The following is a 411-nucleotide window of genomic DNA, read 5'->3' as shown; positions in this document are numbered from 1 at the left end:
CGTGCGCCCTTAATAACTTAATCTGTTATTAATAATGTGATGTCTGTATGAATACAGACGCGCGATTTTTTGAGAATTCAATAAATGAACTCACTCGGTTTTGCTTGGTAAAATCTTTTTTCTTCTTCTTTATCTAGTTTTCAAAGTACAATTTTTAAAAATGGTGGGCCTAAATGGACTCGAACCATCGACCTCACGCTTATCAGGCGTGCGCTCTAACCAGCTGAGCTATAGGCCCATTTGAATGAATGAACATTCAAAACTGAATACAATATGTCAGACGTTATTCCGAAGGAATTAAGATTCCTTTTCCGTATTATCCTTAGAAAGGAGGTGATCCAGCCGCACCTTCCGATACGGCTACCTTGTTACGACTTCACCCCAATCATCTGTCCCACCTTCGACGGCTAG

At 40.4% G+C, this 411-nt stretch carries 1 tRNA gene and 1 rRNA gene; both read right to left on the bottom strand.

Annotation, left to right across the window (positions count from 1 at the left end):
• Nucleotides 1–161: 161 nt before the first annotated feature.
• A tRNA-Ile gene (locus tag ERX27_RS11230) sits at nucleotides 162–238 on the bottom strand.
• Between the two features lie 88 nt (nucleotides 239–326).
• A 16S ribosomal RNA gene (locus ERX27_RS11225) occupies nucleotides 327–411 on the bottom strand; the annotation flags it as partial.

This window comes from Macrococcus brunensis, from assembly GCF_004359615.1.
Taxonomy (GTDB): domain Bacteria; phylum Bacillota; class Bacilli; order Staphylococcales; family Staphylococcaceae; genus Macrococcus; species Macrococcus brunensis.
The sequence above is the reverse complement of the archived record's forward strand: the minus strand, read 5'-3'. Positions and strand labels throughout refer to the sequence as shown.